The organism is Mesorhizobium sp. B2-4-1 (genome assembly GCF_006442185.1).
GTDB lineage: Bacteria > Pseudomonadota > Alphaproteobacteria > Rhizobiales > Rhizobiaceae > Mesorhizobium.
The window spans coordinates 376884-401006 of record NZ_VFVN01000002.1; the positions used below are offsets into that span (position 1 = coordinate 376884).

General features: G+C 63.4%; 29 protein-coding genes. 17 read left to right on the top strand and 12 right to left on the bottom strand.

The features are described 5' to 3' along the window. The first annotated feature begins 40 nt into the window (after positions 1-40). The 7 genes from FJ949_RS06445 (at position 41) to FJ949_RS06475 (ending at position 5890) form a co-directional block, all read left to right on the top strand. Positions 41-1072, top strand: a complete 1032-nt coding sequence (locus FJ949_RS06445) for a Gfo/Idh/MocA family oxidoreductase (protein WP_140494256.1) — start codon at positions 41-43, stop codon at positions 1070-1072. 2 nt (positions 1073-1074) lie between these two features. Then, positions 1075-1980, top strand: a complete 906-nt coding sequence (locus tag FJ949_RS06450; RefSeq protein ID WP_181169909.1) for a sugar phosphate isomerase/epimerase — start codon at positions 1075-1077, stop codon at positions 1978-1980. Between the two features lie 85 nt (positions 1981-2065). After that, positions 2066-3073 carry a substrate-binding domain-containing protein gene (locus FJ949_RS06455; RefSeq protein WP_140494260.1) on the top strand — a complete coding sequence of 336 codons (1008 nt, stop codon included), beginning with the start codon at positions 2066-2068 and terminating at the stop codon, positions 3071-3073. Between the two features lie 85 nt (positions 3074-3158). Beyond that, on the top strand, positions 3159-3956 hold the full coding sequence (locus tag FJ949_RS06460; protein WP_140495029.1) for an ATP-binding cassette domain-containing protein: 798 nt from the start codon (positions 3159-3161) through the stop codon (positions 3954-3956). Next, a complete protein-coding gene (locus FJ949_RS06465) occupies positions 3953-4996 on the top strand; it encodes an ABC transporter permease (RefSeq protein WP_140494262.1) in 1044 nt (347 codons plus the stop codon). The genes FJ949_RS06460 and FJ949_RS06465 overlap by 4 nt, the downstream gene beginning before the upstream one ends. Positions 4997-5214: 218 nt before the next feature. Continuing rightward, the gene (locus FJ949_RS06470; RefSeq protein WP_140494264.1) at positions 5215-5442 is read left to right on the top strand and encodes a DUF4160 domain-containing protein; all 228 of its coding nucleotides are present in this window, start codon (positions 5215-5217) and stop codon (positions 5440-5442) included. Next, positions 5435-5890: a DUF2442 domain-containing protein gene (locus FJ949_RS06475; RefSeq protein ID WP_181165127.1), complete on the top strand. Its 456-nt coding sequence runs from the start codon at positions 5435-5437 to the stop codon at positions 5888-5890. Before FJ949_RS06470 ends, FJ949_RS06475 begins: the two co-directional genes overlap by 8 nt. Before the next feature lie 140 nt (positions 5891-6030). On the opposite strand, the gene FJ949_RS06480 is transcribed toward FJ949_RS06475, so the two are convergent. Genes FJ949_RS06480 through FJ949_RS06490 form a run of 3 tightly spaced genes read right to left on the bottom strand, consistent with a single transcriptional unit; the run spans position 6031 to position 9653 of the window. Then, entirely contained in the window at positions 6031-7170 is a 1140-nt protein-coding gene (locus FJ949_RS06480; RefSeq protein WP_140494268.1) for an alanine racemase, read from the bottom strand. Beyond that, the gene (locus FJ949_RS06485) at positions 7167-8459 is read right to left on the bottom strand and encodes a D-arabinono-1,4-lactone oxidase (RefSeq protein WP_140494270.1); all 1293 of its coding nucleotides are present in this window, start codon (positions 8457-8459) and stop codon (positions 7167-7169) included. Before FJ949_RS06485 ends, FJ949_RS06480 begins: the two co-directional genes overlap by 4 nt. A 12-nt stretch (positions 8460-8471) precedes the next feature. Then, complete coding sequence (locus FJ949_RS06490; protein ID WP_140494272.1) at positions 8472-9653, bottom strand: MFS transporter; 1182 nt, start codon at positions 9651-9653, stop codon at positions 8472-8474. 126 nt (positions 9654-9779) lie between these two features. Between FJ949_RS06490 and FJ949_RS06495 the strand changes: the two genes are divergently transcribed. The 3 genes from FJ949_RS06495 to groL all read left to right on the top strand — a co-directional run bounded on the left by FJ949_RS06495 (position 9780) and on the right by groL (position 12821). Then, positions 9780-10406 (top strand): TetR/AcrR family transcriptional regulator, encoded by a 627-nt coding sequence (locus FJ949_RS06495; RefSeq protein ID WP_181165128.1) that lies wholly within the window; start codon positions 9780-9782, stop codon positions 10404-10406. Between the two features lie 393 nt (positions 10407-10799). Further along, entirely contained in the window at positions 10800-11096 is a 297-nt protein-coding gene (gene groES / locus FJ949_RS06500; RefSeq protein WP_006203049.1) for a co-chaperone GroES, read from the top strand. Between the two features lie 69 nt (positions 11097-11165). Continuing rightward, entirely contained in the window at positions 11166-12821 is a 1656-nt protein-coding gene (gene groL / locus FJ949_RS06505; RefSeq protein ID WP_140494274.1) for a chaperonin GroEL, read from the top strand. A 100-nt stretch (positions 12822-12921) separates the two neighbouring features. On the opposite strand, the gene FJ949_RS06510 is transcribed toward groL, so the two are convergent. Then, positions 12922-13533, bottom strand: a complete 612-nt coding sequence (locus FJ949_RS06510; protein ID WP_140494276.1) for a TetR/AcrR family transcriptional regulator — start codon at positions 13531-13533, stop codon at positions 12922-12924. 97 nt (positions 13534-13630) lie between these two features. Here FJ949_RS06510 and FJ949_RS06515 point away from each other — a divergent pair, with 97 nt between their 5' ends. The 4 genes from FJ949_RS06515 (at position 13631) to FJ949_RS06530 (ending at position 15901) form a co-directional block, all read left to right on the top strand. Beyond that, positions 13631-14641 carry an NAD(P)-dependent alcohol dehydrogenase gene (locus tag FJ949_RS06515; RefSeq protein ID WP_140494278.1) on the top strand — a complete coding sequence of 337 codons (1011 nt, stop codon included), beginning with the start codon at positions 13631-13633 and terminating at the stop codon, positions 14639-14641. Between the two features lie 36 nt (positions 14642-14677). Beyond that, on the top strand, positions 14678-15124 hold the full coding sequence (locus tag FJ949_RS06520) for an OsmC family protein (protein WP_140494280.1): 447 nt from the start codon (positions 14678-14680) through the stop codon (positions 15122-15124). Between the two features lie 17 nt (positions 15125-15141). Next, entirely contained in the window at positions 15142-15516 is a 375-nt protein-coding gene (locus tag FJ949_RS06525; RefSeq protein WP_140494282.1) for a nuclear transport factor 2 family protein, read from the top strand. 106 nt (positions 15517-15622) lie between these two features. Beyond that, complete coding sequence (locus FJ949_RS06530; RefSeq protein ID WP_140494284.1) at positions 15623-15901, top strand: hypothetical protein; 279 nt, start codon at positions 15623-15625, stop codon at positions 15899-15901. 100 nt (positions 15902-16001) lie between these two features. Here FJ949_RS06530 and FJ949_RS06535 read toward each other — a convergent pair whose 3' ends face one another. From FJ949_RS06535 to FJ949_RS06565, 8 genes are all read right to left on the bottom strand, one after another. After that, the gene (locus FJ949_RS06535; protein ID WP_140494286.1) at positions 16002-16613 is read right to left on the bottom strand and encodes a LysE family translocator; all 612 of its coding nucleotides are present in this window, start codon (positions 16611-16613) and stop codon (positions 16002-16004) included. A 77-nt stretch (positions 16614-16690) separates the two neighbouring features. Continuing rightward, positions 16691-17026, bottom strand: coding sequence for a YkgJ family cysteine cluster protein (locus FJ949_RS06540; protein ID WP_140494288.1), 336 nt, complete (start codon positions 17024-17026; stop codon positions 16691-16693). 51 nt (positions 17027-17077) lie between these two features. After that, complete coding sequence (locus FJ949_RS30245) at positions 17078-17245, bottom strand: hypothetical protein (RefSeq protein WP_181172054.1); 168 nt, start codon at positions 17243-17245, stop codon at positions 17078-17080. A gap of 1 nt (position 17246) precedes the next feature. Next, positions 17247-17651, bottom strand: coding sequence for a hypothetical protein (locus FJ949_RS06545; RefSeq protein WP_140494290.1), 405 nt, complete (start codon positions 17649-17651; stop codon positions 17247-17249). Further along, positions 17651-17878: a hypothetical protein gene (locus tag FJ949_RS06550; RefSeq protein WP_140494292.1), complete on the bottom strand. Its 228-nt coding sequence runs from the start codon at positions 17876-17878 to the stop codon at positions 17651-17653. Before FJ949_RS06550 ends, FJ949_RS06545 begins: the two co-directional genes overlap by 1 nt. Before the next feature lie 334 nt (positions 17879-18212). Next, on the bottom strand, positions 18213-18422 hold the full coding sequence (locus FJ949_RS06555) for a cold-shock protein (RefSeq protein WP_010915421.1): 210 nt from the start codon (positions 18420-18422) through the stop codon (positions 18213-18215). A gap of 489 nt (positions 18423-18911) precedes the next feature. Beyond that, complete coding sequence (locus tag FJ949_RS06560) at positions 18912-20045, bottom strand: metallophosphoesterase (RefSeq protein WP_140494294.1); 1134 nt, start codon at positions 20043-20045, stop codon at positions 18912-18914. 113 nt (positions 20046-20158) lie between these two features. After that, on the bottom strand, positions 20159-20824 hold the full coding sequence (locus FJ949_RS06565; RefSeq protein ID WP_140494296.1) for a TetR/AcrR family transcriptional regulator: 666 nt from the start codon (positions 20822-20824) through the stop codon (positions 20159-20161). A 119-nt stretch (positions 20825-20943) separates the two neighbouring features. Between FJ949_RS06565 and FJ949_RS06570 the strand changes: the two genes are divergently transcribed. The 3 genes from FJ949_RS06570 to FJ949_RS06580 all read left to right on the top strand — a co-directional run bounded on the left by FJ949_RS06570 (position 20944) and on the right by FJ949_RS06580 (position 24102). After that, the gene (locus tag FJ949_RS06570; protein WP_140494298.1) at positions 20944-21726 is read left to right on the top strand and encodes an NIPSNAP family protein; all 783 of its coding nucleotides are present in this window, start codon (positions 20944-20946) and stop codon (positions 21724-21726) included. A 376-nt stretch (positions 21727-22102) separates the two neighbouring features. After that, positions 22103-23500, top strand: coding sequence for a class II fumarate hydratase (gene fumC, locus FJ949_RS06575; protein ID WP_140494300.1), 1398 nt, complete (start codon positions 22103-22105; stop codon positions 23498-23500). 179 nt (positions 23501-23679) lie between these two features. Further along, a complete protein-coding gene (locus tag FJ949_RS06580; RefSeq protein ID WP_140494302.1) occupies positions 23680-24102 on the top strand; it encodes a DoxX family protein in 423 nt (140 codons plus the stop codon). Positions 24103-24123: the final 21 nt, after the last annotated feature.

Sequence of the window (24123 nt, forward strand, 5' to 3'; positions counted from 1 at the left end):
GTGGGTGCCAGCCAGGAGGGGTTGGCCGGAGGAGCGCTGGATGATGCACGTCGTCCTGGTCGGGTGCGGAGCCATGAGCAAAACCTGGCTCGAGGCCATCAGCCAATCCCCTGCCGTCAAGATCGTCGGTCTCGTCGACCTCGACGCCGACAGGGCGCGCCAGCGGGCACGCGAATACGACCTCGCCGGGGTCGCGATCGGGACCGATCTCGACGTCGTTCTCTCCCAGACCAGACCCGATGCGGTGTTCGACGTGGTCGTGCCTGCCGCCCGTCGCGCCGTGGCGAATTCGGCCTTTGCCCATGGCTGTCATCTGTTGACGGAAAAGCCGCTGGCCGACAGCCCGGACAATGCGCGCGCCATCATCGACGATGCGCGGCGCGCCCGGCGCATCCATGCCGTGGTGCAGAACCGCCGCTACGTCGCCAACGTCCGGCGCATCCGGCGCTTCCTCGGCTCCGGCGCCATCGGCGCTGCGACCAGCATCCATGCCGATTTTTTCATTGCGCCGCATTTCGGCGGTTTCCGCGAAGGCATGCGCCATGTGCTGCTGCTCGACATGGCGATCCATACATTCGACGCCGCCCGCTACATGGTCGATGGCGAGCCGACCGAAGTGTATTGCCGGGAATGGGAGCCGGCCAATTCCTGGTACCGGCAGGGATCGTCGGCAAGCGCCACCTTCGAGCTCGGCCAGGGCAAGATGTTCACCTATCGCGGCAGTTGGTGCGCCGACGGTTTCCGCACCAGTTGGGAAGGCAGTTGGCGCATCGTCGGCGAACGCGGCAGCCTGACCTGGGATGGTCATGACGAGTTGAAGGCCGAAGCCGTGCTGCCGGAACGCGAAGGCCTGCTCGACAAGGTCGTGTCGGTAGCGGTGCCGCCGCTCGACCCTGCCGACCGCATCGGCGGGCATCTCGGCGTCATGGAAGATTTCGTCCGCGCCGTGGAAACCGGCACCGAGCCGGAGACGCGCGGCGCCGACAATATCAAGAGCCTGGCCATGGTTTTCGCGGCGATCGAAAGCGCCGAGACCGGGCGCCGGATCGAAATCCCCAGGCAGGAAGGATGACCATGGCGGACCCGCTTCTCGACATCAGGATCGGCACCATGGTGCGGGCCAATCTCGAAGACCCGGCCGCCTATGTCAGGCAGATCCTGCCGCTCGGTTTCGAGAGCGTCCAGCCCTTCTTCTGGCAGACGCTGGGCGGCAAGGACCTGGGGCGGCTCGCCGGCGAGATCCGCGACGCGATCGGCGATGCCGATGTCAGCGTCAGCTCGATCGGCGTGTTCGGCAATCCACTCGAGAGCGGCGACACCGACCGCGGCGTGCTCAAGGCCTGGGAAACGGCGATCGACAGCGCGCATCTGTTCGGCACCAATCTGGTCAGCGGTTTTACCGGCCGCATCCGCGGCAAGCCGCTGACCGACAGCCTGCCGCGCTACCGCGAAGTCTGGGGCGAATTGGCCAAACGCGCGGCCGACAAGGGCGTGCGCATCGCCTTCGAGAATTGCGCCATGGATGGCAACTGGGCCGCCGGCGACTGGAACATCGCCCATAATCCGGACGCCTGGGAACTGATGTTCAACGAATTGCCGGATGAGAATCTGGGTCTGGAATGGGAGCCCTGCCATCAGTTGGTCTATCTGATCGACCCGATCCCGCAGATCCGCAAATGGGCGCATCGCATCTTCCATGTCCACGGCAAGGACGCGACGGTGCGCTGGGATGTCATACGCGAGCACGGCGTCTTCGGCCGCCTGCCCTTCGTGCAGATGCGCACGCCCGGCTTCGGCGACAGCGACTGGACGCGGGTGATCAGCGAATTGCGGCTGGCCGGATACAAGGGCGCCATCGACATCGAAGGTTGGCACGACCCGGTCTATCGCGACGATCTTGAAATGACAGGCCAGGTCCGCGCGCTGGAATACCTCCAGCAATGCAGGGGAGGCCTGAGCTACCTGCCGAACCCGACGTGAGGATTGGCCGGCGGGAGGAGCCGGACGGGATTGCCGAAGCAGATGTCGAAACCCTCGCTCGCGAGGACAAAAGGGAGGAACGTGCATGAGCATCGCCAAGAGAACGACACTTCTGCGCACGACCGTGGTGGCGACCGCCACGGCGCTCGCCGCCGCCATCTCCACCTTGCCGGCACAGGCGCTCGACGCGCAATGGTGCAAGGACGTCCACATCCGTTTCTTCGTCGGCGGCGCCGAGGGCGACGCTTTCGGCACCATTGTCTACAATGGCGCCAGGCAGGCTGCGGCCGATCTCGGACCGAAAGTGGATTACATCTTCTCAGGCTGGGACATCGAAAAAATGGTCCAGCAGCTGCGCGAGGCGGTCGCCGTCAAGCCCAACGGTATTGCCATGATGGGCCACCCCGGCGACGCCGCCATCATGCCGCTGGCCGAACAGGCGCATAAGGACGGCATCAAGATGATGTACCAGAACGTGCCGGTGCCGACGGTGGTGACGGCCTTCGGCGGCGGCTATGTCGGCGCGCAGCAGGAACAGCAGGGCCGCGCGCTCGGCGCGGAAGCCTTCAAGCTGGCCAAGCTCAAGGCCGGTGACAAGGCGATCATGATCGGCCCGTTCGAGAACGAGAGCCGCGGCGCCCGCGAGCGAGGAACCGTCTCCGCCTTGAAAGAGGCCGGCATCGATGTCGTTCAAATCAATTCCGCAACCGAATGGGCAGCCGATCCGAATCTGGCGATCCCGGTGATCACCGCCGCCTTGCTCAACAACCCCGGCGTGAAGGCCGTCGGCTACCCCGGCGGACAGATGCTCGGCAACGTCCAGACCTATATGACGGCGGCGGGCCGGAAGCCGGGCGACATCTTCAATTTCGGCTTCGACACCAGCCCGCAGATCGTGGAAGCCTTCAAGGGCGGCTGGGTGCAACTGACCGCCGACCAGCAGCCGTTCATGCAGGGCTATCTGCCGATCCTCAGCCTCTGCCAGCAAGTGGTGCTGGGGCTGGCACCGATGAATGTCGATACCGGCGCCGGCTTCGTCACGCCTGAGAATTACAAGATCGTCGCCGAACTGGCCAAGCAGGCACTGCGCTGACCTCCCAAGCCGCCGGCCGGGGGCTCAGGCCCGGCCGGCGGGACCGCCGGCGAGGCCCGGCATGCGACAAGCAAGCGAGGACCCGATGGCCGAACGCATCATCGAACTGCGCGACATCACGAAATCCTACGGCCAGGTTTACGCGCTTGGCGGGGTCAATCTCAGCGTCGACCGCGGCGAGGTGGTCGGACTGATCGGCGACAATGGCGCCGGCAAGTCGACGCTGATCAAGATCCTCGCCGGCGCGGTCAAGCCGACCAACGGCGAGATCCTCGTTCGCGGCAAGCCGGTCACCGGCTGGAACGCGGCGCGCTCGCGCGACGCCGGCATCGAGACCGTGTTCCAGGACCGGGCGCTGGCCGTGCAGCAGACCATCGTGCGCAATATCTTCATGGGACGCGAACTCACCGGTTTCCTCGGCTGGCTGAAGGTCGGCACCGAAATCAGGGAGGCGAGCCGGCTTATGCGCGAGATCGGCTTCACTTCGAAAGTGTTCACGCCGCAGTCCGTCGTCGGCCAGCTTTCCGGCGGCGAACGCCAGGGCGTGGCGATCGCGCGCGCCATCTACAAGCAGGCCGACCTGATCATCCTCGACGAGCCGACGACAGCTCTGTCGCTGACCGAAACCGCCAAGGTCTTCCACTTCGTGCGCCAGGTGCGGGCGAGCGGGCGCTCGATCCTGTTCATCGGCCACAACATCCACCATGTCTTCGACATAGCCGACCGTTTCGTCGTGCTCGATCGTGGCACTGTGGCGCTACAGGTCGACAAACGCGACATCAAGTCGGCCGACACGCTCGTCAATTTCATGGAAGACCTCGCGCATCCCGGTGGACTGCCCGGCTTGAGCGAAGCCCAGCGCGCGGAGGACACAAGGCCATGAGCAACATCGCGGAACCCAATCGCCAAGCCACCTCGCCCCATGCCGAAATGGGCGAAGCGGCATGGAAGCATCCGTCCGATCATTTGCTGCGCGGCTTCGTTCTCGACAATCGCGCGGCGCTGGGCACGCTCGGCGTGTTCGCGGTGATGATGGTCGCCTTCACCATCGCCAATCCGACCGTGTTCACCACCTGGTTTCTTTACAGCTCCGTGCTGACCACGCTGCCGGTCGCGCTGTTCGTGGTCGTGCCGCTGGTCTTTGTCGTCACCGCCGGCGAGATCGACCTGTCGTTTCCGGCGACGATGGGTTTTGCCTCCTGGGTTTTCGCGCTGGTCGTTCAGGCCGGCTACGATCCCTTCCTCGGCATCGTCGCAGCACTCGCCACCGGCATGCTGCTCGGCTTCCTGGTCGGCGTGCTGGTCGTCTATGGCAGCCTGTCGTCGCTGATCGCCACGCTCGGCATGAACTTCCTGCTGCGCGGGCTGATCCAGATCATCAACGAAGGCAAGTCGACCGCGCTGCCGACGCTCGGGCAAAGCTGGACCTATACGATCTTCTCCAGCCAGGTTTACGGGATTCCGGTACAGATCCTGTGGGCGCTCGCCTTCGTCGTGTTCGCCGCGCTGCTCTACAACCGCCACCGCTTCGGCGCGCAGGTGAAGGTGGTCGGCGACAATCCCGACAGCGCCCAGCAGATGGGCATCGACGTCAAGCGGGTGAAGGTCAAGGTGTTCGTCTTCGTCGGTATCGGGGCCGCGATCGGCGGCACCTTCTCGACGATGATCAACTTCACCTGGTGGCCAACCGCCGGCGACGGCTATCTGTTGCCGGTGCTGGCTTCGGTGTTCGTCGGCGGCACGCCGACCTGGGGCGGCATCGGTACCGTGCTTGGCGGCGCTATCGGCGCGCTGACGGTGGCGTTCATCCAGACCGGCGTCGTCGCTGCCGGCCTCAGCGGCTTCTATGTGCAGTTCTTCAACGGGCTGATCATCATCCTGTCGCTGCTTGGCCACCGCTGGAACCAGGCGCGCTACCGCTGAAACGCTACCCAAGGCCGGCCGTTCGGCGCGACCGTCCGAGCTCAATCCGGTAGCTACAACGGCGGCCGCGCGGACGAGAACGCAGGGCCGGGGTCGTCGATTTACGTCACGCGCAATATCGATCAAACTGATGAAATGCGACGCTTTGGTGCACCCAGTGCACTTTCGCTTGATTTAGTGCACCCTCTGCATTAAATTTGGCGCGATGGAACAGCCACATGCCCACTTTGAAGGTTCTCGACGGCATCAAGATTCAGGTCTTTGCGGATGACCATAACCCGCCTCACTTTCACGCGTTGAAGGGTGAGTATGAAGTCCTGATCAGAATTGGCTCATGGAACGTGTTGCGTGGCCAAATGCGTCGCAAAGACCTCGATGCCGTAATCGCTTGGGCTAACTCGCATGAAGAGGAGTTGCGCAATGAATGGACCCGCCTCAATGGTTGACGATATCGTAACAGTCGGCAATCCGCTCCCCAGGATCGCCTCGGTCACCATGATTGATGGCCGCCGCGTGCGCATCACCTGGCGAGACGGCCGCTCCAATACGGTTGACCTGAATCCAGTGTTGAATAGCCATCGACACTTCATTCCGCTTCGCGACGATGACGAGCTGTTTGGAACCATGCGGGTTAACGAAGACGGCAATGCAATCGAGTGGGACGGGGGAATCGAGTTGTCAGCCGAATGGATCGATACCCTGCCCTCAATTGGTATGGAGAACCGGGAATTCCGCCATATCATGGACGATCTGCTGAAATTCTCGCTTGAGGGGATGGCGCTCCAGTTGGAAATCTCCAGGCGCCAAATTGCCAACTATAGAGGATCGACACCGATCCCCAATTCAATCGCGTTGGCTACTCGATATCTCGCCGAGAAGGCCGGTCAACGATGACCCCGTCTGGAGGCGGATAGGCTCGCTGACTGTTCCAAGCATGCGGCTGCTGGCCGCCAGCGCATCGTGGCTTTGGGTTGTCGGTCGGTCTGTTACATCGAAGCGTCTGGTTTGGCCTCATCGTAACGAGGCACCATGCCCTACCCCATCGGCAGCGCGGGCCAGCGGTCCACGAGGCTGTCGCCCGAAAAGACCGCGATCGATCCGAACTGCTGCAGCACCGCCTCGCTTTGCGTCGGACGCAGGAAGACGTAGTCGCCGGACCTGGTGGTGGCATCGCCGGGCAGGCCCATGAATTGCTGGTTCGAAGAAAGGCCAAGCAGGCCATTGGCCTTCATGCCTTCGGGAAACACCGGTTCGGCCATCCATTTGCCGCCATAGAGATAGCAACCCTTGCGCGGAAACCGGCCGACCGTCTGCAGCAGGCGGGTGACCGCCGGCGGGCCTGGCAGCATCGGCTCGACCACCTTGAGGATCGGCGTGGCGATGAAGGCCGCGGGCTGGAAGCCGTCGAGGCCGGGCGTGTCGAAATCCCCGGGCAGCACGAAGGCCGACCCGATCGACACTTCGTTGGCCATGCCGCCATGGTGAAGCAGTGCCGTCTTCGAGCCGCCGATGTTCAGTATTCGGCGCTGGTCCTCGCCGAGAGCCGCGATGAACGCCGCGGCCCGCTGCGACGCCTCTGCCAGCGCCTTTTTGGGACCGCCGAACAGACCGGGAATGTGCGGCGCGTGCGCCTCGTAGGCCATGACGCCTTCGCAGCGCAGCCGGGCGGGCAGCGCGTTCAATGCCTTCGACAGCGCGCGCGGTTCCGGGAACCCGCCCCGATGCAGCCCGACATCGATCTCGAAAGCGATGCGCAACCCGACGTCCAGTTCGGCGGCCAGAGCGCCGTATTCCGCCAGTCTCTCCTCGCTGTCGATCAGCCAGCAGATACGCGACCAGTCGGCGGTACTGCTTGAAATCGCCTGCTTTGCCGCGCCGACCGGCATCGGCTTGCCGTAGAGCATGTCGGCATCGGGAAAAGCGTCGAGCACGGCCCTTGTGATCGACGGATGAAACGTCATGAAGCGATGGGTGCCGAGCGCCCCGGCGATGTGCGAAAGCAGCGGCAGGCAAGCAAGCGACTTGTCGACCAGCCGCACGGCAAGGCCGGGCGCCAGTCTCTGCTTCACCAGGTCGATGTTGCGGTCCAGCCGGTCGCGGTCGAGCACGAGACAAGGCTGAAAGACGCCGGCCGCCCTCAACGCATCCGACAGCGCGGTGAAATAGCCGCTCATTGGCCGATGCCGAACAGGCCGGCCATGTAGGGCGAGACGAAACGGTTCTCGGGATCGATGTCTCCCCGAACGGCCATGGCATCATCCCAGCGCGGATAGAGCTTTTTGAGATCCGCCGCCTTTAGGCTGTGCATCTTGCCCCAATGCGGCCGGCCGCCATGCCTGCGGAAGATCGGCTCGGCCGCCCGCATGAAGGGCTCAGGGTCGTTGGCGGCATCGTGGTGAATGGCGATCGAGCAGGTCAGACGCTTGTAGAAGGGCGAAAGCCAGAACATGTCGGGTGCCACCGAGCGCACCTCCATCGGAAAATAAACTTCCGGAAAGTGCTTCTCGGTCAGCTCGATGATCTGCGTGATCACCTTCGGCCCCTCCTCGAAGGGCAGATGATACTCCATCTCGTTGAACTTGGTCTGCCGGTCGCTGGCATAGACGTTGAGCCAGTCCTGCACATAATCCTCGGCCGGCACCTTCTTCACGGCGCCGCGGATCAAGGAGCGGCGCAGCCATGGCAGCCGGCGCAGCGCCCTGCTCAGCTTGCGTAGCGTCGCCAGGCCGGCCTCGTCGTGCTCGGTAGGCCTGGTGGTCGGGTTCGCGTCGCTGAGGTCGCTGGCGATGAACTGCGCGTAGCCGGAAAACGGGATGTAGTAGAATTCGGCCGACCGGTGCGCGGCCATCATCGTCTCGAAATCGCGCAGCATGTCGGCGATCGGCAGCACCCACTTGCGGCGGCGCAGCCGGTAGGTCGCGATGTTGTTCAGCGTGACTTCGGTCAAGATGCCGAAGGAGCCGAGCGCAACGCCCATCGCCTGGATCATGTCCTGGTCGCGGGTCCGATCGAATTCGCGCAACTCGCCCCGTCCGTCCACGATCTGCACCGTCTCCAACTGGGTGTGATAAGCACCCAGCGCCGGCCCGGAACCATGGGTGGCGGTGCCCAGCGCGCCGCCGATCGCCTGGCGGTCGATGTCGCCCATATTGGGCAGGCCCTGGCCCAGGCCTTGCAGTATGTGCATCAGCGGGCCGAGCCGCGTCCCTGCCCGCACCCGCGCGCGATGGCTTTGTACATCGTGCGAGACCAGCCCCTCGATCTTCTCCAGGGAAACGATCGAGCCTTGCGATGCCACCAGCGGCGTGAAGGAGTGGCCAGCACCCGCCACGCGCAGCGGCCCAGGTGCCGTGCGCACCAGATCGGCAAGCTCGCCGGCGTCGGTTGGAGTGGCGACCAGCTTCGGCTCGGCGCGCACGAAGCCCGACCAGTTGCTCCAGTTCCGCGCGGTGATCGTCGACATCCAGCCGTCCCGTCAGGCGCGCCGACGGCGCATAGTGGCCACGAACAGGCCAAGCAGGGCCACGCTGGCAAACGCGCTTGCCGCGGCGAATTCCGGCACGGGCCGGAAATCCTTGCCGTCGATGAGCAGCGACGCCGCGACCGGCCCGATCGCCAGACCGAAGAGCTGTGCAGCCGGCACCAGCAGCACGGCGGTACGCGTCTCGTCCGCCGTGATCGTCAGCCGGATCTGATAAGGTACGATGAACAACAGGATGAAGCCCATGATCAAGGCGGCGATCCAGAATGTCGTCAGGCCAGGTGCGCTGGCAAGAACAAGGGAGGAGACCAGCGCGACGGCACCGATGGCCGTAATGGCAATGCGGTAATCGATGCGCGCCTCGAACACGGTCGCCGTCATCGCGCCCAGGACCTGCGTCGCCAGGCTGGCCGAGACGATCAGGCCGACGGTCCAGCTATCAATCCCATACTGCGCACCGAGCGGTTCCAGGAAGGCCCAGATCGCGCCGAAGAACATGAAGTAGCAGAAGACCGACAATAGCGCGGTGATCGACGGAACCGTCAGCACATTGGCCAGGTTCTCCTCTTTCGGCAGGTCGGCGTAGTCACCGGGTACGGTGAAAGCGGCCGCCAGCGAGACGACGCAGACGACGGCAAGCACGATGAAGCCGCCGGACGACCCCGCCTCGGGAATGACATAGAGTGCCAAAAGCAGAGCGAGCGCACATTGCGCCAGGGTCTGCAGCGTCACGAAATAGCCGCCGATGCGCTCCGCCCGGCGCGAACGGGCGATCAGTTCGGTGGCGATCGCGACCAGGCCGCCCTCAGCCAGCCCGGCGATGGCGCGGGCGGCGATCAGCGCATTGGCGCTTGCGGCATGGGCGGTCCACACATTCGCCAGGGCCAGCAGGATCAAAAGGACGGCGCTTTTCCAGCGCATGTTGCGCGCGGAAAGCAGCATCGCCACCACGGCTGAACCGATGGCGATCGCGATCATCTCCGCCGTGGCGACCAGCGCCAGTTCATCGCCGCTGACATGGCCCTCGGTGTAAAGCGCGCCAAGCAGCACGGGCTGAAGCCCGAGGATCAGCAGCCCGACCGAGCCGATCCATAATGCGGAGCCGAGCTCGACGCCGGTCGGGTTGCCGACCAGCCAATCGCCATTTTCCGCTTGTACGGCTTGCGTCGCAGTCACGAGGCGCCTCCCAACGTCCTTGCAGTGCGATAAAAAAGCTGACAACTTGTCAGCATTACGAAACTGATACTTGATCATGTTTCTTGTCAACCGGGAATTTTGAAGCTCTCGCGAGAGATTGGGCGCATGGCGGAAGCAAGGCGGATGGCGACGGCGCCGAGGCGCAGGCCCAAGCAGGAGCGGAGCCGCGAACGCATCGACGCGATCCTTTCGACGACCATGCGGCTGATCGGCGAAAAAGGCATCGACGCAGTGACGATGAAGGAAGTGGGCGCTCTGGCGGGAGGACCGATCGCCACCGTCTACCATTATTTTCCCAATAAATCGGCGATACTGGCGATGCTCTATGAGCGCTTCTCGGAGGAAAGCCGCGCACGCTTCGGCGAGATCATCGCCGAAATAAGTGGGCTTGAGGACGTGACGGCTGCCGCGGACCGCATGATCGAGGACTATTACCGGCGCGTGGCCGACGACCCGGCCATCCAGGATCTGCAGAACGCGATACAGGCTGACAAGGCGCTGCAGAACCTCGACATTGCTGAGACAAGGCACCAGGCCAAGATGTTCTGCGACCACGTCGCTCCGATGCTGCGGCCCGACCGGCGCGAAGACTTCGCGCGTGTGGTGTTCCTGATCTTCCAGCTTGCCGGCGGCGTCGTGCGGCTAGCGCTGACGCAGGACGAGAAGGAAGGCCGCCGCACGATCGACGACTACAGGTCCATCATCCATACGCAGCTGAGATTGTTTCTGTAGTTTTCGGCGGCGGCTTTCGCGCCCCTCTCCCGTGACATCGACACGTCTTGCGTATCGAAGTATCGGGCGGCAGGATCTCTGACCGATAGCGGCAGAGCACCCCTCCGCGCCTTGTTTTGCCGTCGATTGCGGGAGGAACCGGCGCATTTCGCATGAAAGGCCAGCGGCAACTGGCACGTTCTGCGAGCGGGCTTTCGCGGAAAACAAAATTTCGCGCCGCTGCCCGCTCGCGCGCGCCTTGACTCTCGCCAGCCAGCAGCCTATTTCACCGCCACGTTAGCACTCGCCCTGGGTGAGTGCTAACCACAGGTCCGGTACCGCCGGGCTTTGTAGATTGTCCGGCTTCGCCGGACGGAGGAACTGTTTCTCACCGTTCTCATCGAGGAAGAAAACATGGCAAAGTCGAAGTTCCGCCCGCTTCATGACCGCGTGGTCGTACGCCGGGTCGAATCCGAATCCAAGACCGCCGGCGGGATCATCATCCCCGACACGGCGAAGGAAAAGCCGCAGGAAGGCGAGATCATCGCCGTCGGCTCCGGCGCCCGCGACGAAGCTGGCAAGCTCGTGCCCCTGGACGTCAAGGCTGGCGACCGCATCCTGTTCGGCAAGTGGTCGGGCACCGAAGTCAAGCTCAATGGCGAAGACCTTCTGATCATGAAGGAATCCGACATCATGGGCATCATCGGCTGAATATCGGCCTTTCCATCAACTGAATCTTAAATCTTCGGGCTCGATCCGAGCCCCTGCCAGGAGTTGAACATGGCTGCCAAAGACGTAAAATTCTCCCGCGACGCCCGTGAGCGCATGCTGCGCGGCGTCAACATCCTCGCCGACGCGGTGAAGGTCACGCTCGGCCCCAAGGGCCGCAACGTCGTCATCGACAAGTCGTTCGGCGCACCGCGCATCACCAAGGACGGCGTCACCGTCGCCAAGGAAATCGAACTTGAGGACAAGTTCGAGAACATGGGCGCGCAGATGGTCCGCGAAGTCGCTTCGAAGACCAACGACATCGCCGGCGACGGCACCACGACCGCGACCGTTCTGGCGCAATCGATCGTCCAGGAAGGCCACAAGGCGGTTGCCGCCGGCATGAACCCGATGGACCTGAAGCGCGGCATCGACCTGGCCGTGACCGAAGTGGTCGCAGCTCTCGGCAAGGCCGCCAAGAAGATCAAGACCTCCGAGGAAGTCGCCCAGGTCGGCACCATCTCGGCCAATGGCGACGAGTCGGTCGGCAAGATGATCGCGGAAGCGATGCAGAAGGTCGGCAACGAAGGCGTCATCACCGTCGAGGAAGCCAAGACCGCCGAGACCGAGCTGGAAGTCGTCGAAGGCATGCAGTTCGACCGCGGCTATCTCTCGCCCTACTTCGTCACCAACCCCGATAAGATGGTTGCCGATCTCGAGGACGCCTACATCCTGCTCCACGAGAAGAAGCTCTCCAACCTGCAGGCCATGCTGCCGGTCCTGGAAGCGGTCGTGCAGACCTCCAAGCCGCTGCTCATCATCTCGGAAGACGTCGAAGGCGAGGCCTTGGCCACGCTGGTCGTCAACAAGCTGCGCGGTGGCCTGAAGATCGCCGCCGTCAAGGCTCCGGGCTTCGGTGATCGCCGCAAGGCCATGCTGGAAGACATCGCCATCCTCACCGGTGGCCAGGTCATCTCCGAAGACCTCGGCATCAAGCTCGAGAATGTCGGCCTCAACATGCTCGGCCGCGCCAAGAAGGTGTCGATCTCGAAGGAGAACACCACCATCGTCGACGGCGCCGGCAAGAAGGCCGAGATCCAGGGCCGCGTTGCCCAGATCAAGCAGCAGATCGAGGAGACCACCTCGGACTACGACAAGGAGAAGCTGCAGGAGCGTCTGGCCAAGCTCGCCGGCGGTGTTGCCGTTATCCGCGTCGGCGGTGCGACCGAAGTGGAAGTGAAGGAAAAGAAGGACCGCGTCGATGACGCCCTCAACGCGACCCGCGCGGCCGTAGAAGAAGGCATCGTTGCCGGCGGTGGCGTGGCCCTGCTGCGCGCTTCGGGCAACCTCAAGGCCACCGGCGTCAACTCCGACCAGGCCGCCGGCATCAACATCGTTCGCCGCGCACTGCAGGCCCCGGCCCGTCAGATCGCTGCCAACGCCGGTGCGGAAGCATCGATCGTTGCTGGCAAGATCCTCGAGAACAAGGGCGCGACCTTCGGCTACAACGCCCAGACCGGCGAATATGGCGACATGATCGCCATGGGTATCGTCGATCCGGTCAAGGTCGTGCGTACGGCTCTCCAGGACGCGGCCTCGGTCGCCGGCCTGCTGGTCACCACCGAAGCCATGATCGCGGAGGCTCCGAAGAAGGAGTCGGCTGGCGGCGGCATGCCTGGCGGCATGGGCGGCGGCGGCATGGGCGGTATGGGCGGCATGGACTTCTAATCCAGCCATCTGCTTTATGCATGCGGAAAGGGCGGCAGCGATGCCGCCCTTTTCTTTGCACATTCAGGCTTTGCTTCAGCGTGGTCGGTTGGAACCAGCGTCAGACAGCAGTGCTCTCCGCTTGCCGCGTCGCCTTGCCGGCGAGGACTGCCTGCTCGATCAGGGTAGCCACCTCATCGGCCACGACGTTGATCGATGAGCGATCGCGGGTGGCGCGGGCAATCACCATCAGGCCTTCCAGCGAGGACTCGACCAACAGCGCCAGCGCCCGTGCGCGGCGCTCGACCACCCCTGCCCTGACAAACGCCTGGCGCAGCAGGCCGATCCACTGCTCGAAAGCGGAGCGGCAGATTTCCTCCAAGTCCGGCACGTCGTTCGGCGCATCGAGCACGACCGGCGCGATCGGGCAGCCGAGCGAGAATTCGTTGTCCTCCAGCATGCGAGCGACCGACTGGTAAATGTGGTGAACGGCAACCGCCGGATCGCTTTCCGCCGCCAGCTCGGCGCCAAGCCTCTCAGTCACCTCGGCCACGCTGGCGCGCGTCACTTCGACGACCAGCTGATCCTTGCCACCGGGAAAGTGGAAATAGAGCGAGCCGCGCGGGGCGCCGCTGGCGCTCAGTATGTCATTGAGCGAAGTGCCGTGATAGCCGCGCCGCCTGAGCAGCAATCCGGTCGTTTCGAGTATGCGGGCTCTCGTATCGTTCGCCATGTCAACCTCTGTCAGGAGAGATCCTTATAAGCCTTGCCAGAAATATGACAACTGGTCTACATAATATGTAGATCAGTCTATATAATCGAGAGCCGAAATGCGCAGCTATCGTCTTGAGGGTTTGGGCGGAACCGAATGTCTGGTGATGCGGGAAGAGGTGCGACCGGAGCCAAGTCCCCAGGAGATCGTGGTGCGGGTGCGCGCCACCTCGCTCAACCGACGCGATACGATGATCCTCAATGGCACCTACCCCCTGACACCGCGCCGCGGGATCGTTCCGCTCAGCGACGGCGCCGGCGAGGTCGTCGCCATCGGCGATGATGTCACACGCTTTGCCGTCGGCGACCGTGTCACCGGCAGCTATTTCGCCCGCTGGATCGATGGCCGCATCAATGCCGGACTGATCGACCAGCTCGGCTGCACGCTGGATGGCATGCTCGGCGAGTACGCCGTGCTTGACGAGCAATGGGCGGTGCGAGTTCCCGAGCATCTCGACTGGCGCGAGGCGGCAACGCTGAGCTGCGCCGGCCTGACAGCCTGGAACGCACTGACCGGGGCGGAGATTCCCAAGCCCGGCCAATGGGTTCTAGTCATAGGCTCGGGCGGCGTCTCGCTGTTCGCGTTGCAGTTCGCCAAGCTGCTCGGCTGCCGCGTCGTCGCCGTCACCTCTCGCGCCGAGAAGGTCGGCAAGCTGCGGGCGATGGGGGCCGACCTCGTCGTCTCCTCGACCGACATGCCGGAATGGGGGGCGATGGTGCGTGGCGAAACCGGCGGTATCGACCTTACCGTCGAAACCGGCGGCCCGCCGACCTTCGCGCAGTCGCTGATCGCCAGCGCGCTTTATGGGCGCATCGTGCTGCTCACCATTCAGGATGCGAAGGGCGCAACGGTGCAGATCCCCGGCGCCGTCTATCAGCGCAGCCTCGTCACAATCGGCCGTCTGTTCGTCGGCAGCCGCGCAAACCTCGAAACGATGCTCAACGCCGTCTCGGCGCACCGGTTGAGACCGGTCATCGACAAGGTCTTCCCCTTCGCCGAGGCCCGCGACGCCTACCGCTATTTCCAGCAGGGCGACGTCTTCGGGAAGGTCGTCATCGACGGAGCCTGATCTTTCATATCGATCGAACCAGAAGGGAGAACAGCAATGACAATTCGTGAAGCTTCGGCCGAGTGGCAAGGCACGCTGAGGGAAGGTTCAGGCCGGCTGCGGCTCGGCAGCGGTGTGTTCGAAGGCGCCTATTCCTTTCCGTCGCGTTTCGAGAACGGCCCCGGCACCAACCCGGAAGAACTGATCGCGGCCGCGCATGCCGGCTGTTTCTCGATGGCGCTGACCTTCATCCTTGGCCAGGGAGGTCATGTTCCCCGGGACATCCGCACCATCGCCAGGGTGCACCTCGGAGCGACCGAGGCCGGGCCGACCATCACCCGCATCGACCTTGAAACGGCGGTGGAGGTCACGGGGCTCGCCGAAGACCAGTTCGAGCGCCTTGCCCAGTCCGCCAAGGCGAGCTGTCTCGTTTCGCGCGCGCTGGCCGGCGTGGCCCAGATCAACCTCAAGGCGACCCTCGTGGGTACCGCCGCGCAACAATGAATCAGGAGAAGTACGAGATGAGCAGCATCATGGACGGTCATCCAGAGTCGCGGCGGACAGCCGAGATCATGCGGCGCTTCAACGATGTGTTCCAGTTGCACGATCCGTCGGCGCTTGCCGAGTTGGTGGGCGAGGACTGCGTGATTGAAAACACCGTGCCGGCACCGGACGGTGCGCGCCATGCCGGCAAGGCGGCCTGCGTCGGGCTATGGACGGCGATCGCGACCCAGCCCGGCACGCGCTTCGACATCGAGGAGACCTTCGTCGCCGGCGAGCGGGCGACGATCCGCTGGCGCTACTGGATGGCGGACGGCAATTCGCTGCGCGGCGTCAATCTGATGCGCGTCGAGGGCGGGCGGATCGTCGAGGCGATGGGCTACGTCAAGGGATAGGCCGGCTTCACCATATGAGTTACTCCTAATACACATCGGTTTGTGCTAGGAATAGAGTCCGACCGCCATTCGACGATCGAGAAAGACCATAGGGAGGACTAATGTCATGAACATCAGAACCGCCTGCTTTGGAGCACTCGCGTTGACCGTTCTCAGCGGCACGGCACTTGCCGGAGCGCTCGACTCGCCCAAGATGATGGAACCGTTCTTCACCGATGCGAGCATGAAGACGATGAAATCCGACGCCGAGATGAAAGCCGCCTGGGCAAAAATGTCCAAGGACGACCAAGCCATGATGATGAAGGAATGTCAGGATGCGGCGATGAGCAAGCCGTATGCCCCGTTCTGCGAAAAATTGAAGGCGCTCGGCGGCGCGAACAAATGATTGCCGGCTAGTCCGGAGTTGAAGAACAAAAGAAGGCGGGCCAAGGCTCGCCTTCTCATTGTTCGGCATCGATTTCGTGCCAAGGCGAGGCGAACGAATTCTACCTGTCCGCCAGCGCAAGCTTGGCGCCGAGCATGACGAAAGCGCCGGCGAACGTGCGGCGCATCCAGGTCAGCACCCTCGGCCGCGACGCGACATGGCTGCGGATCGAGGCGGCGAAGATGCCATAGCCGACGAAGATGACGAAGGTCAAAAGCATGAAGACGCTGCTCAGTTCCAGCATCTTCGACAGCGCGTGCGGCTCGGTCGTGCTGACGAACTGCGGCAGGAAGGCAAAGAAGAAGATCGACAGCTTCGGGTTGAGCACATTGACGAGGATGCCTCTCGCAATCACCTTGCCGGTGGAGCGCGGCGCGACATTGTCCTCGACGTTCAGACCACCCCTCTCCTTCAGCGTGTTCCAGGCCATGTAAAGGAGGTAGGCGACGCCCAGATATTTCAGCGTCTCGAAGGCGACCGCGCTGGTGTGCAGGAGCGCGGCGAGGCCGGTGATGGCGGCAGCCATATGCGGGATGATGCCGAGCGTGCAGCCGAAAGCGGCGACGATTGAGGCGCGGGCGCCGCGGGAAAGCCCGGCGCTCAGCGTGTAGAGGACGCCGGTGCCGGGCGAAGCCACCACGATCAGCGACGTCAACAAGAATTCGATGCTCACGATTTGGTCCTCCGCTGTGCTGCCCGGCGGGCAGCGTAGCAGCGAAATCCCCGTGCACAAGCCGCGGCGCCGTCAGATCAGAGGACAGGCAGCCCGTGCGCCCGACGCGCCATCAGGCAATCCTCGTCGCCGGGCATGCAGGCGCGGCAGACATCCGGGCGCAGCTCGTAGATGCCGCAAGCGGTTGCCTTGCCCACTTCGCCACAGAGGGCCGAACAGCGCGGGCCCTCGCAACGCATACCCGACAGATCGGTCGCGACATACTTGTCCGGGATACGGTCGAGGTGCGCGTCGTCCTCGGTGGAAAAGCGCGGCCACTCGGCCGAGTAGGAGCAACAGGCGCCGCAGCTCTGGCAATCAAATGCCGGGACGGTGCCTCGTTGGGGCGATGAAAGGCTTGCCACGGTCACCAACGAGAACGGTCCCTGCACAGCAGATTGCGGTCGGCGTCTTGCGGCAAGGCGCTATTTCTTCTTGCCTGCCTTGCGCGACGGCGCCTCGGTCGGCGACTTGAATAGATCGGTCGCGGCCTCGGCAGCGGCATCCGCCTTCGGCGCGGCACCCGGCTTGACCGGCTTTGCAGCGGCGGCGGGCGCCGGCGGTTGGTCCTTGGCGGAGAATTTTATGGCCATCTCAGTCCTCGTCGGCGAAGCGCGATGGTGCGCGCGGACTGCGCAAACGGCCGATCAGGGCCGAAACCGCCGTTATGTTCATTTCCTCAGGCGACCAGTTCCTCGCCTCCGCGATGTGATGCGGCGCCAGTTCGCGATGCGTGCTGCCGCTGTAGGCGGCGTCCTGATGGGTCACCGGCTCGCGGGTCTTGGCGTCTTGGCGGACATATTCGATCAAATAGTTCGGGCACTCGGCGCGGCCCCGCACGCCGACGCGCACCTGTGCATCGCCATGGACGCGCTTGCAGCGTTCGAGTTTTTCCAGCACACGCCGGACATATTCGACTGGCTTGTCCAATGTTTCGACCATGTCGGCGATGGTCGCATCAGCGGCGATGGGTGTCGCCGGCACACGCTTCGTCGCCATCAGCGTCTTCCGGCCCGTTTCGGCAACGCCGCCTGTGCGGCCGCCGCAGCCATTTCATCTGCCTCTTTTTCCAGGCGCAGTTCGCGCAAACGCGCGGTCTTGGCTTCACGCGCCTCGGTGAGGGCATCGCGTTCGGAAATGATGCGGTTGAGCGACATCGACTGGGTTTGCGTCTTGCTGAACAAGGGCACTGCCTGATCAGCAGCTGTTTTCGAATTGGCGGTCAAAATCTTTCTCCTGTCAGGAGTCTCGTGCCGATAGGGCAAGACCGGTCTTCAGTCAGGACCCACGCACAAAAGCATTGGGGCGGCGGATTCAATTTGCTGGAGCGTCCCTTAGCACGTTCAGGCCGACGCGCAGCGCATTTTCGACGGCGAGACCCACAAAGTGAAAAAGGCCAGGCACCGCCTGACCTTCCATGAGAGCGTCGCGCATCCAGTGGATGCACAGGACGCTCCGGCACGCAGCGTGCGAAAACTCAGGTTTCCGCCGCCATGCGCCCGAATTCGCCATTCACCAGTGCCAGTACATCCGTGGTCACCGGGAAGGCTGAATCCTTTTTCAGGCCGCCTTCAACTGGTCGGCCGACATCTTGCCGGACTTGTTGTCGCGGACCATCTCGTAACCGAGCTTCTGGCCCTCGACGATGTCACGCATGCCGGCGCGCTCTACGGCCGAGATGTGGACGAAAACGTCGGCAGAGCCGTCGTCAGGCTGAATAAAACCAAAACCTTTGGTGGCGTTGAACCATTTAACTGTGCCGGTGCTCATGACGAACCCTTTCCATGGCAAATACTCGTTCGCCGTCATGCGGATGCACAACGTCGTTTGTCTCGATTTTTGATGTGGGAAGTTCGTCAAAGGCGCGCTGCAAAGCGCGGATAACAAAAGTCAGTCAACAAATATCGACAAAGGTCTTGTAAGCTATTTAAACGGCCATGTCAATTCTTGGCTCACCCGCCGCGACGGTTCACGCCAATCGGGCACTGAACAAAGCGGCCCTAAAAAAATCTGGACGCCGGGAGCCATTTCGGTCGAAGCACGTTTCATGGTTGTCGTCAGCAATTCACGAGAGCAATCGAAGGAAAAGCGAACGGCAAAGACGCCCCCCGCACGATAAAAGGTGCGAGGGGCGTTTTCTTTCGGCCCCTACATCGCGGCGGTCATCATCGGCGGCATCTCGTAGCGGAGGCCGAGGCCCGAGCGCACTGCCAGGTCGACGTCAGTCAGCGTCCGGGACGAAAAGGCCGCTGCGGGCTTTCATGTCTGGAACGGTTTGCTGAAGGCGTTGGTGAATGTGACCCCGCCGTGATCGTCGCTGGCTTCGCCCAGCACGACATCCATGCCATCATTGGTGACCCGCGCCAGTGCGAACCCGCCCATATAGGCCGCCTTTGGCTTGAAGAGATCAAGGCCGTCGCGCTGATAGATCATCGGCACCTCGTGCTGATGGCCATGGAAGATGGCAATCACGTTGTAGCCTTTCAGGGCCGCAAGCAGTGCCTGACGGTCCGCATCGCTCCACCAATGCGGCGGCCCCTTGCCGTCGTCGTCGAACGCCTTTTTGGCGGGATCCCATCGCTCAGTCGAAAAATTATCCCAGCCATAATGCTGAAACAGGATGACCGGGCGGCCGTCCGCCGCATAGGTCGCCAAATCCTGCTTCAGCCAGGGCAGGCTGCTGTCCGCGCCATGGCCGGTGTCGCCAGCGAAACGGTGGGTCTGGACGAGATGCAGCCCGCCCCAGTCCCACGCATAGCAGTCGGTCTCGACATCGTAGTCGGTGGCTGGAACCGGTGGCTTGAAGAACACGCCGGCACGGTGATTGACTTCGACATAGTCGCGCATTTCGCGCCGGTACCAGTCAACGTGATGCCGCGGGCCGTTTTGGTCGAGGTCATGATTGCCGAGCCCGACATAGACTGGAACATGCACGCGGTCAGGCCCCATGCCTTGCTGGTAACGCTGGCTGAATTGCAGCAATTGCGTGCCTTCACTCGGCTGGGTGATCTGACCACCGCCATCGTCGGTCATGTCGCCGCCGATGACGAGGCCGAGCGGCGTGCCGATTCGGCTGCCGGCGGAGCGTAGGCCCGTCGGGACGCCGCCGATCTCGACGGGCCATGTCTTGTCGCCAATGCCGTTCAGAGCCGCCACATTGCGCAGCAAGGCAGCGTCGGTCTTGCCTTCCTGCTGGCAATTGGGACTCAAGCCGCTGGCCATGCGGCAGGCATGGACATCGGCGATGAACAGGAAGGTGGCGTCGACAGGCTGAATGCGCTGCCCGGTCTGGCCGAGCGCCGGGCGTGGAAGCGCAAGGGCCGTGGCAAGACCGGCGGCCCGCGCCAGAAAACGGCGTCGTGATACCGATTTGGGTGAGAAGCGCTTCATCATGGGTTGAAGTTCAGCACGGACACCGGTCAGCAGTAAAGTTCAGCGCCCGGTCCACGGCTGCTGCCCTCCCCCAGAACGGAACTGAGTTGTAGGGATCGTTCCCGTCCTCGGCATCAAAGGTTTCCCGGTGGCAGCAATATCCTGCGACGCCGCCTCGTTGCGGCCATGGGCGAAGCTTGGGCGACATTCTGCTCCAGCCCCGCCAGGCAATCGCGCAACATGCCGGCATCCTGCGCCGTCTTGGCCATCGACATCGCGCCGGAATAGGCCGCGACGGCCAGGGCGGCGAAACGCTGCGGGTCGGTGTCCTGCTCCCTGCCCGCCTGCTGATCAGCCCGGACCTTGTCGGCGATCGCCTGGCGCCAGCCGGCAAAAATGCCGGCAAGGGCGGCGCGCAATTCGGCATCGACGAGCGACAGTTCATGTGCAAGGTTGTTGAGGGGACAGCCGCGCACGAAGCCTTGTTGCTCAAGTTCCGCCGCCACGGCTTCGAAGGCTGCACCCACGCCTTCGCGCGCCGAAGCGGCCGCCCGCAAAGGCGCCATCCATGTCTCTTCGACCGCCGCGGCCACACGCTCTTCGATCACCGCCAGCGCCAACGCTTTCTTGGTCGGGAAATGATGATGCAACGCGCCGCCGCTGACACCCGCCGCCGCCATCAGATCGCCGAGACTGGACGCGTGATAGCCGCGTACCTGAAAGGACTCCTGCGCGGCATCGAGCACTCTGTTGCGCATGCCTTCGGGATCATTGGTGCGCTTCTGGGCATGCCCTGTCATCGGGAATCTCCACCGTGCCCCTCCAGGAGGGAAGAAAAAGAAGCTAGCAGATTGACAAAACAGGACAACCGGTCTGTTTTATAAAACAGGATGATCACCCTGTTTTCGGAGACGAGCTTATGAGCCTGCCCCTGAGTGCCACATCGGAGACAGCAGCGCTCGCCTCCCCGGTCGTCGAACTGCGGCAGTACACGCTGAAACCCGGCAAACGCGATACCCTTATCGACCTCTTTGACGGCAAGCTGATCGAAGGCCAGGAAGAGGCCGGGATGACCATCATCGGCCAATTCCGGGATCTCGATCGCCCCGACATGTTCGTCTGGCTGCGCGGTTTCGAGGACATGGAGGCGCGCAAACGTGCCCTGAGCGCCTTCTATGACGGTCCGGAATGGGCAGCGCACCGCAATGCCGCCAACGCCACGATGATCGATTCCGACGATGTGCTGCTGCTCAAACCTGCGTGGACCGGGGCTGGCTTCGATCTCTCCGGCGCATTGCGCGCGGGCTTGGCTGCCGACGAAAAGCCAGGCAGAAGCACGCCGCTGTCAGGGATGGTCGTGATTCGGATTTATCATTTGCGGCCGGGCGCAGAGGCCGCGTTCGCCAGCCGCTTCGAGGCCAAGCTGGCGCCGATGACGGCGTCACCCGGTGCGCGGCTGCTCGCCGCTTTCGTCACGGAGCATGCGGAAAACAGCTTTCCACGCCTGCCGGTGCGAGCGAGTGAGAATGTTTTCATCAGTGTGATGGGTTTTGATGGCGAAGAAGCGCAGGCCCAGCATGAAACCGCGCTTGCCGCCTCACCTGCATGGCAGGCCTTCTCGCACGCCGTCCGACATGACCTGGCCAGACCAACCGAAACCGTGCGCCTGTCGGCGACATCGCGCTCGCGGCTTTGTTGCTGATCTCCAGTCCGCCCGGAGACGGCGTCTGATCAGAGGCGGGGCGGCGTCTTTGCGGTGGACGGCGGGTATACGGCGGAGTGAGTGGACAGCCGATCTCCCCCCTCGTGGGGGAGATGGCCGGCAGGCCAGAGGGGGGCGCTGTCCCGCCGATCTCTCATTCGATTGCACTTCCGCGCTTGTTCTAACCTGAACGCAGTTGAATGACGACAGATAGCGTTCCTTCGCGCCCCCGCCGCCCTGCCGGGCATCTCCCCACGAGCGGAGAGATTGGCTCTGTCTTCAACCGATTTGCATCTTCACCGCCCGCAATCTCCGCTTGATGCGTTTTGTGCAACGCGATACGCCGTTGCCCAAATCGACAGACCGGAGACTTGCCGTGAGCGCTGCCAAGACCAGAACCGAAACCGATACGTTCGGTGCCATCGAGGTCGCCGCCGACCGCTATTGGGGCGCGCAGGCGCAGCGTTCGCTCGGCAATTTCAAGATCGGTTGGGAAAAGCAGCCGGCCTCCGTCGTGCGCGCGCTCGGCATCGTCAAGCGGGCGGCGGCGGAAGCCAATATGGAGCTGAAGCGGCTCGATCCGGCGATCGGCAAGGCGATCGTCGAAGCCTCTCAAGAAGTCATCGACGGCAAGCTCAACGACCATTTCCCGCTGGTGGTCTGGCAGACCGGCTCGGGTACGCAGTCCAACATGAACGCCAACGAGGTGATCTCCAACCGGGCGATCGAGATGCTGGGCGGCGTCATGGGCTCCAAGAAGCCGGTGCACCCTAACGACCACGTGAATATGAGCCAGTCGTCGAACGACACCTACCCGACCGCCATGCACATCGCCTGCGCCGAACGCATCGTGCATGACCTGTTGCCGGCGCTGAAGCACCTGCACAAGGCGCTCGCCGCCAAGAGCAGAGAGTTCAACCATATCATCAAGATCGGCCGCACCCACACGCAAGACGCCACCCCGCTTACGCTGGGCCAGGAATTCTCGGGCTACGCCGCGCAGGTCGCTTCGTCGATCAAGCGCATCGAGCTGACGTTGCCCGGCCTGCAGGAACTGGCGCAGGGCGGCACCGCCGTCGGCACCGGCCTCAACGCGCCCGTCGGCTTCGCCGAGCGGGTGGCCGACCGCATCGCCGCCATCACCGGCATCGCCTTCGTCACAGCGCCGAACAAGTTCGAGGCGCTCGCCGCCCATGATTCCATGGTATTCTCGCACGGTGCCATCAACGCCGCTGCCGCCGCGCTGTTCAAGATCGCCAACGACATCCGCTTCCTCGGTTCAGGGCCCCGCTCGGGACTTGGCGAGCTGTCGTTGCCGGAAAACGAGCCGGGTTCCTCGATCATGCCGGGCAAGGTCAACCCGACGCAGTGCGAAGCGATGACCCAGGTCTGCGTGCAGGTGTTCGGTAACAATGCAGCCCTCACCTTCGCCGGCAGCCAGGGCCATTTCGAGCTCAACGTCTATAACCCGCTGATGGCCTACAACTTCCTGCAGTCGGTGCAGTTGCTCGCCGACGCTTCGGTCTCCTTCACCGACAATTGCGTCGTCGGCATCGAGGCGCGGGAAGACAACATCAAGGCGGCCCTCGACCGCTCGCTGATGCTGGTGACGGCGCTTGCGCCCACCATCGGCTACGACAGCGCCGCCAAGATCGCCAAGACCGCGCACAAGAACGGCACCACGCTGCGCGAGGAAGCGCTGGCCACCGGGCTGGTCAGCGAAGCCGACTACGACCGGATCGTGCGGCCGGAAGATATGACCCATCCGGGGTGAAGGCACTTTTTCGGCGGGAAAATATGCTCCCGCCACCACATCGACCGGCACGAATTTCCGTTTTTCACCGGTTCACGGAAACGTATGTCCTGTGAACAATGTGTCGCCAGACAGGCGGCTTTGGTGAACAGTCAGCATGGTCTATCTGACGGGCGATCAACCCCATTCGGAGAGCCACCATGTCCACCAACACTTCCTTCGCCGGCACCGGCACCGCGTCCAACAGTTCTGTCACGATCCTGCTCGGCCGCATCCTGCTCGCGGTCATTTTCCTGCTTTCCGGTTTCGGCAAGCTCAGCGCCCTTTCCGGCACCGCGGCCTATTTCGGCGGCCTCGGCCTGCCCTTGCCGACCGTGACGGCCATCGTCGTCGGCCTCATCGAACTGCTCGGCGGTCTGGCCATTCTCGTCGGCTTCCAGACCCGGATTGCCGCCTGGGTGCTGGCGATCTTCACCGTCGCCACGGCCCTGGTCGCCCACACCGGCTGGGCCGACCAGATGCAGATGATCAACTTCATGAAGAACCTGGCGATCACCGGCGGCTTCCTCGTGCTGGCTTCCTCAGGCGCCGGCGCCTATTCGGTCGACGCCAAGCGCGGCTGAACTTCCCTCCCCCGTCTTTGA

What these genes read in the sequence shown, in the direction of transcription:
- FJ949_RS06530 (WP_140494284.1), top strand. Translation starts at nt 15,623, where the DNA reads ATGAACATCAGAACCGCCTGCTTTGGAGCACTCGCGTTGACCGTTCTC.
- FJ949_RS06570 (WP_140494298.1), top strand. Translation starts at nt 20,944, where the DNA reads ATGAGCCTGCCCCTGAGTGCCACATCGGAGACAGCAGCGCTCGCCTCC.
- groES (WP_006203049.1), top strand. Translation starts at nt 10,800, where the DNA reads ATGGCAAAGTCGAAGTTCCGCCCGCTTCATGACCGCGTGGTCGTACGC.
- FJ949_RS06485 (WP_140494270.1), bottom strand. Translation starts at nt 8,459, where the DNA reads ATGTCGACGATCACCGCGCGGAACTGGAGCAACTGGTCGGGCTTCGTG.
- FJ949_RS06455 (WP_140494260.1), top strand. Translation starts at nt 2,066, where the DNA reads ATGAGCATCGCCAAGAGAACGACACTTCTGCGCACGACCGTGGTGGCG.
- FJ949_RS06450 (WP_181169909.1), top strand. Translation starts at nt 1,075, where the DNA reads ATGGCGGACCCGCTTCTCGACATCAGGATCGGCACCATGGTGCGGGCC.
- FJ949_RS06470 (WP_140494264.1), top strand. Translation starts at nt 5,215, where the DNA reads ATGCCCACTTTGAAGGTTCTCGACGGCATCAAGATTCAGGTCTTTGCG.
- FJ949_RS06560 (WP_140494294.1), bottom strand. Translation starts at nt 20,045, where the DNA reads ATGATGAAGCGCTTCTCACCCAAATCGGTATCACGACGCCGTTTTCTG.
- FJ949_RS06515 (WP_140494278.1), top strand. Translation starts at nt 13,631, where the DNA reads ATGCGCAGCTATCGTCTTGAGGGTTTGGGCGGAACCGAATGTCTGGTG.
- groL (WP_140494274.1), top strand. Translation starts at nt 11,166, where the DNA reads ATGGCTGCCAAAGACGTAAAATTCTCCCGCGACGCCCGTGAGCGCATG.
- FJ949_RS06545 (WP_140494290.1), bottom strand. Translation starts at nt 17,651, where the DNA reads ATGGCGACGAAGCGTGTGCCGGCGACACCCATCGCCGCTGATGCGACC.
- FJ949_RS06555 (WP_010915421.1), bottom strand. Translation starts at nt 18,422, where the DNA reads ATGAGCACCGGCACAGTTAAATGGTTCAACGCCACCAAAGGTTTTGGT.
- FJ949_RS06445 (WP_140494256.1), top strand. Translation starts at nt 41, where the DNA reads ATGATGCACGTCGTCCTGGTCGGGTGCGGAGCCATGAGCAAAACCTGG.
- FJ949_RS06565 (WP_140494296.1), bottom strand. Translation starts at nt 20,824, where the DNA reads ATGACAGGGCATGCCCAGAAGCGCACCAATGATCCCGAAGGCATGCGC.
- FJ949_RS06475 (WP_181165127.1), top strand. Translation starts at nt 5,435, where the DNA reads ATGGTTGACGATATCGTAACAGTCGGCAATCCGCTCCCCAGGATCGCC.
- FJ949_RS06480 (WP_140494268.1), bottom strand. Translation starts at nt 7,170, where the DNA reads ATGAGCGGCTATTTCACCGCGCTGTCGGATGCGTTGAGGGCGGCCGGC.
- FJ949_RS06465 (WP_140494262.1), top strand. Translation starts at nt 3,953, where the DNA reads ATGAGCAACATCGCGGAACCCAATCGCCAAGCCACCTCGCCCCATGCC.
- FJ949_RS06510 (WP_140494276.1), bottom strand. Translation starts at nt 13,533, where the DNA reads ATGGCGAACGATACGAGAGCCCGCATACTCGAAACGACCGGATTGCTG.
- FJ949_RS06520 (WP_140494280.1), top strand. Translation starts at nt 14,678, where the DNA reads ATGACAATTCGTGAAGCTTCGGCCGAGTGGCAAGGCACGCTGAGGGAA.
- FJ949_RS06580 (WP_140494302.1), top strand. Translation starts at nt 23,680, where the DNA reads ATGTCCACCAACACTTCCTTCGCCGGCACCGGCACCGCGTCCAACAGT.
- FJ949_RS06460 (WP_140495029.1), top strand. Translation starts at nt 3,159, where the DNA reads ATGGCCGAACGCATCATCGAACTGCGCGACATCACGAAATCCTACGGC.
- FJ949_RS06495 (WP_181165128.1), top strand. Translation starts at nt 9,780, where the DNA reads ATGGCGGAAGCAAGGCGGATGGCGACGGCGCCGAGGCGCAGGCCCAAG.
- FJ949_RS30245 (WP_181172054.1), bottom strand. Translation starts at nt 17,245, where the DNA reads ATGGCCATAAAATTCTCCGCCAAGGACCAACCGCCGGCGCCCGCCGCC.
- FJ949_RS06525 (WP_140494282.1), top strand. Translation starts at nt 15,142, where the DNA reads ATGAGCAGCATCATGGACGGTCATCCAGAGTCGCGGCGGACAGCCGAG.